This is a genomic window from Vibrio scophthalmi LMG 19158 (genome assembly GCF_000222585.1).
GTDB classification, from domain to species: domain Bacteria; phylum Pseudomonadota; class Gammaproteobacteria; order Enterobacterales; family Vibrionaceae; genus Vibrio; species Vibrio scophthalmi.
Genome location: NZ_AFWE01000041.1, coordinates 1 through 6,048 on the forward strand (window position 1 = coordinate 1; position 6,048 = coordinate 6,048).

At 44.9% G+C, this 6,048-nt stretch carries 6 protein-coding genes and 1 pseudogene; 3 read left to right on the top strand and 4 right to left on the bottom strand.

The window, feature by feature from the left end; all coding sequences use genetic code 11:
- Positions 1-231: 231 nt before the first annotated feature.
- The 4 genes and pseudogenes from RH88_RS02575 to RH88_RS02590 form a co-directional block, all read right to left on the bottom strand.
- Positions 232-1,431 (bottom strand): NupC/NupG family nucleoside CNT transporter, encoded by a 1,200-nt coding sequence (locus RH88_RS02575; protein ID WP_005593253.1) that lies wholly within the window; start codon positions 1,429-1,431, stop codon positions 232-234.
- 227 nt (positions 1,432-1,658) lie between these two features.
- Positions 1,659-2,603, bottom strand: a pseudogene (locus RH88_RS02580) (LysR family transcriptional regulator).
- A gap of 65 nt (positions 2,604-2,668) precedes the next feature.
- Positions 2,669-3,643 (bottom strand): lytic murein transglycosylase, encoded by a 975-nt coding sequence (locus tag RH88_RS02585; RefSeq protein ID WP_005593254.1) that lies wholly within the window; start codon positions 3,641-3,643, stop codon positions 2,669-2,671.
- A 26-nt stretch (positions 3,644-3,669) separates the two neighbouring features.
- Positions 3,670-3,951, bottom strand: a complete 282-nt coding sequence (locus RH88_RS02590; protein WP_005593255.1) for a YcgL domain-containing protein — start codon at positions 3,949-3,951, stop codon at positions 3,670-3,672.
- 182 nt (positions 3,952-4,133) lie between these two features.
- On the opposite strand from RH88_RS02590, the gene minC reads away from it, so the two are divergent.
- Genes minC through minE form a run of 3 tightly spaced genes read left to right on the top strand, consistent with a single transcriptional unit; the run spans position 4,134 to position 5,899 of the window.
- A complete protein-coding gene (gene minC, locus RH88_RS02595) occupies positions 4,134-4,796 on the top strand; it encodes a septum site-determining protein MinC (RefSeq protein ID WP_005593256.1) in 663 nt (220 codons plus the stop codon).
- 20 nt (positions 4,797-4,816) lie between these two features.
- On the top strand, positions 4,817-5,629 hold the full coding sequence (minD, locus tag RH88_RS02600; RefSeq protein WP_005593257.1) for a septum site-determining protein MinD: 813 nt from the start codon (positions 4,817-4,819) through the stop codon (positions 5,627-5,629).
- 6 nt (positions 5,630-5,635) lie between these two features.
- Positions 5,636-5,899 (top strand): cell division topological specificity factor MinE, encoded by a 264-nt coding sequence (gene minE / locus RH88_RS02605; protein WP_005593259.1) that lies wholly within the window; start codon positions 5,636-5,638, stop codon positions 5,897-5,899.
- Positions 5,900-6,048 lie beyond the last annotated feature (149 nt).

Consider the following 6,048-nt stretch of genomic DNA (forward strand, 5'->3'; position numbering starts at 1 on the left):
AGTGAGAGCGCTATGTTCCGAGAAGCGAGACTAGCAAGAACGCTTTGCTCCGAGACTTGATAAGCGAGAATTGAGAGACGAGAAATGAAAAAGCTATGCTTGGTATTCAAAAAAGGGGTTAGCGTAATACGCTAACCCCTTTGAATTCTTAACATACTCCTCACAATTCTCACCGTGAGGCGCAGGCGAATTTTTTAGAATTTCAATTCTAAACTCTCGACTCTAAAAACCTTAAAGGCTCAGAATCACACCGGCAAGTGATGCGCTCATCAAGTTTGCCATTACGCCCGCCGCAATTGCGCGGAAGCCATATTGAGAGATGAAGGTACGCTTTTCAGGTACAATACTGCCCAAGCCGCCGATCAGCATCGCCATGGTTGAGATGTTAGCAAAGCCACACAGTGCAAAGGTCACGATCGCTTGTGAGTGTTCACTTAGTAACGGTTTCACTTCCATTAATTGGATGAAAGCCACGAATTCGTTAACTACAATCTTGTTACCAATCAAAGAACCCGCGATAGTCGCCTCGCTCCATGGCACGCCAAGCAGCCATGCAACCGGTGCAAATAGGTAGCCAAGGATCAGTTCAAAACTTAGGTCGATACCCACTAGGCCACCAGCCCAACCAAGAATGCCGTTTAGCAGTGCAATCACACTGACAAACGCCAGCAAAGTGGCACCTACTGCTACCGCAATACGTAGACCAGACATCGCACCATCAGCCATCGCTTCAACAACGTTAGTCGCTTTTGGCATTTCAACGTTCTCAAGTTCAACTTCTGGAGCAACAGTTTCACTTTCTGGCATCATGATTTTTGCCATTAAAAGGCCCGCAGGGGCAGACATGAACGCAGCGGCAATCAGGTAGTTTAGATCAACACCCAGTGATGCATAACCCACTAACGTGCCGCCCGCAACAGATGCCAAACCACAGGTCATGACTGTAAAGAACTGCGAATCTGTCATGTGTTTTAGGTAAGGCTTAACCACCAATGGCGCTTCAATCATACCCACGAAGATGTTCGCAGTAGCAGAAAGCGATTCTGCACGACCAATGCCCAGCAATTTTTGTAAACCACCACCGATAAGGTTAATCACTTTTGGCATTAGGCCAATGTGGTACAAACCAGAGATCAGTGCTGAGAAGAAGACAATAATGCCTAATACATTGATTGCAAAGGTAAAGCTGCCTGTTGCCAAGCCACCAAATAGGAACGCAATCCCTTCTTGGCCATAGTTGATCAAGTTTGATACTGCAGCTGTCACATTACCTAACGCATCTTTACCTGCTGGCACATAAAGCACTAACAAAGCGAAAGAGACTTGTAGCGCAAATGCGAGTGATACCGTGCGGTAATTGATGTTTTTACGGTTGGTTGATAACAACCATGCGGTGAGCAAAATCGCCACAATACCTAAGATTGAGTTCATAAAATGAATCCGACTAAAAAGGGGGAACAGGAAAGGCATCGGATGATAGCGGCGAAAAAATGAGATGCAAGTCACACTTGTTGCGAAGTTGTAGTTCTCAGTGGTGCTTTTTGCACCACTTATTTAACTTACTGTTTTATATAAGGATAAACGATTGCTCTAACGATTTATTTCCAAATAGAAAAGATGTTTCCAGCTTTGGAAATAATAAGCCTTGGTTTGATGGGCTAGTTAGGTCGACTAATGTAGGGGGAAAGTTGAACATCCCAATAGCAAGGGTTGCCAATTTTATCTTTGATAAATTCGATCACCGCAGAGGTTTTCTTCGGCAGATAATGGCGACTTGGATAGACGGCATAAAACGGCATGGTTTGGCTTGCTTTCCACTCTGGTAACAGTTGAATAAGCTGGCCATTTTTAAACTCATCGCGGATCAAATATGTCGCAAGATAAGCTATTCCCCACCCTGCCACGGCAGCATCACGCACCGCTTCGGCCAAATCTACTGAATAGTTACCTGACACTTTGACATTCAACTGCTGATCGGAATTTACAAACGCCCAGTTGGTGTAGTCGCGCTCCCAGCTACGATAAATCAGACAGTTATGGTCACTCAGATCGTGCGGATGAACGGGGGCAGTGTACTGCATTAAGTAGTCAGGCGAGGCTGCTACCACAAACTGACAATCAGCAATACGACGAGCAATATAGCCTTCAGGCAGATGCTCGTTGTTAGTGATCCACAGATCAAGACCTTCTTCGAGCATATCAACCTTATAATCGAACAAGTGAACTTCTACTTGTAAGTTCGGATATTGCTCACGCAGCTCTTGGATCGCAGGGATGATATGCAAAGTACCAAACGATTAAGAAAGCCCAAGTTTAACAAGCCCCTCCACTTCATCTCTCTGGCTTTCAATTTCATTTTGCGCTTCATCAATGATCTTAACAATCTTTTGGCAATGTCGATGAAAGCGTTCACCCGCTTCAGTGGCAGTGAAACTGCGCGTAGTTCGTTGAACTAACTTCACTCCAAGCGATTGCTCTAGCAGTGCCAGTTGTTTACTGACGTGCGAAACCGACACGCCCAAGCTTTTGGCCGCAAGGGTGAAGTTTTTATGTTTAAGCAAAGCGGAAAAGACCACCATTTGCGCGGCTCGATCGGAAAGCACTGCATCTCCTAAAAAGTTAAAGGGGCTCAATGAGCCCCTCAAGATAACACGTTTGAATAGAACGCTTAATCTAACATAATGCGGTCAGCAAGATGGCTAACAGCCAATGCGAAGTAGTAAGAGCGGTTCCACTTCATTAAAACATTGTAGTTGTTGTAAACAAGGTAAACGCGACCATCAGCTTGATCCGGTGCGGTTAACCAAGCTTCAATATCGTTATCTAACTTGGGTAATGGGCGGCCATCATAACGGGTGACGCCCAACTTATTCCATTCGGTCAAGGTTTTCTGTTTGCCTTCTACGCGCCCCTCAATGCTCATATCAAAGTCAGCAGGCAATTTTACTTGGCGACCCCAAGTATATGAATCATCCCAACCAGATTGGCTTAGGTAGTTCGCGGTTGAAGCAAACACGTCTGCTTTGGTGTTCCAAATGTCTTTCTTACCATCGCCGTTACCATCCGCAGCGAAGCTTAAAAATGAACTTGGCATAAACTGACATTGGCCCATCGCGCCGGCCCAAGAGCCTTTCATATCATCAACGTCAATGTGGCCTTGATCGAGGATAGTCAGTGCTGACATCAGCTCTTTACGAAAGAACTCTTCACGGCGTCCTTCATAAGCCATCGTCGATAGCGCATCAACCACGCTGTAGTTACCGGTGAATTTGCCAAAGTTACTTTCTACGCCCCATAGCGCGACAATAAATCTTGGCTGTACACCGTACTCTTCACCAATGCGAGTCAGCTCTGCTTGGTGTTCTTTGTATAGCTCTTTCGCTTGTTTTACTTTCCACTCTGGCACAGCGCGCGGGATATACTCATCTAAGGTGAGCTTTTTCTCTGGCTGATTGCGATCCGCTTTCACAGCACGTGGTTTAAAAGTAACGTCGGCAAAAGCACTGGTGACTATCGGTTCTGAGATGCCGTTTTCCAATGCTTGGGTTTTCAAGAATTCGACGTACTGCTCAAAGCTTTTTTCTTGAGCAAATACTGAAGATGTAATGGTTAAGCCTAGTACGACTGACAGTAGTTTTTTCACAATTGCCCTCCTTGAGCAATCCGATCTTATTCAGATTTCTGACGTGCTTTTTGTTCTTTGTATTCGTCTAATAAATTTTTTGGTGGCGGCGGCAGTTGTAGGAAATAGCCTTCGTCGTTCATCGATTGTTTCACTTTTTCGACATTCACTTGTGCTAGGGTACGACCTTCAAGTTTCACCACCATCACCATGGTAGGTTTACCAAACATTTGCATTAGTTGGTCAGGAACTTGTGAAAAATCGTCCTTTTTTGGCACATATAAGTATGCGCCTTCTTTTTTCGAACTTTTGTAAATAGCACAAATCATGGGAAGCCTTTAATCCATCTTAGTTTAAAGAATATCAATCTTAAGTCATTTTTGGGAAGAAAACGCCCAAATGAGAGCAAGATAACTTGCTGACCGTATGCGGGGAATATAACATGACACCCCTACTCTCAGGCAACGTCATTTCTACGACGGCGATAACCCAATGAGGTCCAAAGTAAAAGATGTCACATACCCCGGATTTAAAAGGTAGTAGTTTTACTTTGTCAGTTTTGCACCTTTCTGACAACGATGTCGAAAAAACTATTCATTTTCTGAAAGAGAAGGTCGAGCAAGCTCCCGCTTTTTTCACATCAGCGCCAGTGGTGATCAATGTTTCCCTTGTACAAGGTGATATTGATTTCTCAATATTGAAGCAAGGTATTTCCGATGTCGGTATGATCCCGGTCGGCATTACGGGCAGTAAAGATAAACGCACCCAAAACATGGCAAGTGAAGCGGGCTTTGCGATTATGTCGGCGAGTAAATCGCCAGCGCAAGCACCGGCAACAATGGCGCCCACTAAGATCATTCGTACTCCAGTACGATCTGGCCAGCAAATCTACGCCAAGGATGCCGATCTCGTGGTGCTCAACCACGTGAGTGAAGGCGCGGAAGTGATTGCTGATGGCTCCATCCACATTCATGGTACATTGCGCGGTCGTGCAATTGCTGGAGCCAATGGTAATAAAGGCGCTGTCATCGTATGTAATAAATTACATGCAGAATTAATGTCTATCGCAGGACACTATTGGCTTACTGAACAATTTGCTGAAGAATTTTGGCAACAAAAAGTTTTATTTAGTTTAGATGATGACTCGCTAAAATTTGAGTTGTTGACGATTTAAAAGATTATAAGGAATAAAGAATGGCACGCATTATTGTCGTCACGTCAGGTAAAGGTGGTGTGGGTAAAACAACCTCCAGCGCTGCGATTGCCTCAGGCCTTGCGCTAAAAGGGAAAAAAACTGCGGTGATCGATTTTGATATCGGTTTACGTAACCTTGATCTTATCATGGGTTGTGAGCGCCGCGTGGTGTACGACTTTGTTAACGTCATCAATGGTGAAGCAACGCTAAACCAAGCGATGATCAAAGATAAGCGCACTGACAACCTGTTCATTCTGCCGGCTTCTCAAACTCGTGATAAAGATGCGCTAACCAAAGAAGGCGTAAAACGTGTTCTTGATGAGTTAGACGAAATGGGCTTTGACTTTGTTATCTGTGATTCACCAGCAGGCATCGAGCAAGGCGCGTTGATGGCACTGTACTTCTCAGATGAAGCGATTGTGACCACTAACCCTGAAGTCTCTTCTGTACGCGATTCAGACCGTATTCTTGGCATTCTAGATTCTAAATCGGTTCGCGCTGAACAAGGTTTAGAGCCTGTTAAGCAACACCTTCTGCTGACTCGCTACAACCCTGCGCGTGTAAACCAAGGCGAAATGCTAAGTGTTGAAGATGTAGAAGAGATCCTGCACATTTCTTTACTGGGTGTTATTCCAGAAAGCCAAGCAGTACTGAATGCATCAAACAAAGGTGTACCAGTAATTTTTGACGATCAGTCTGATGCAGGCCAAGCTTATGCAGATACCGTTGATCGTTTATTGGGTGATCAAATTGACTTCCGCTTCCTAACTGAGCAGAAGAAAGGGATTTTCAAACGACTATTTGGGGGCTAACACGGCATGTCATTATTGGAATTTTTCCGTCCACAAAAAAAGAATTCTGCAAACTTAGCCAAAGAGCGTTTGCAAATCATCGTTGCTGAGCGTCGCAGCCATGATGATCCAGCACCGTCTTACTTACCGCAACTTAAAGAAGACATTCTAAAAGTGATCAGTAAATACGTTGCCGTTGATCCTTCAATGGTTGATCTGACGTTTGAACACAAAGACGACGATATCTCTGTGTTAGAGCTCAACGTTAAGTTGCCAGACGAAGAGAAGTAGACACTTCTCCTCGAATTAAAGAGCCGATGCCAACGCATCGGCTTTTTTGTATGCGCAGAAACGAGAGCGAAGAGAACGCTGCGCTTCGAGAAGCGAGATACGAGCGCGTACAGCTAAGCTTTGCCGCGAGACAAGCCACCCGCCCAATT

Excerpts from the sequence above, each read along its gene's own strand:
- RH88_RS02575 (WP_005593253.1), bottom strand. The coding sequence starts at position 1,431 with ATGAACTCAATCTTAGGTATTGTGGCGATTTTGCTCACCGCATGGTTG.
- RH88_RS02590 (WP_005593255.1), bottom strand. The coding sequence starts at position 3,951 with ATGATTTGTGCTATTTACAAAAGTTCGAAAAAAGAAGGCGCATACTTA.
- minC (WP_005593256.1), top strand. The coding sequence starts at position 4,134 with ATGTCACATACCCCGGATTTAAAAGGTAGTAGTTTTACTTTGTCAGTT.
- minD (WP_005593257.1), top strand. The coding sequence starts at position 4,817 with ATGGCACGCATTATTGTCGTCACGTCAGGTAAAGGTGGTGTGGGTAAA.
- minE (WP_005593259.1), top strand. The coding sequence starts at position 5,636 with ATGTCATTATTGGAATTTTTCCGTCCACAAAAAAAGAATTCTGCAAAC.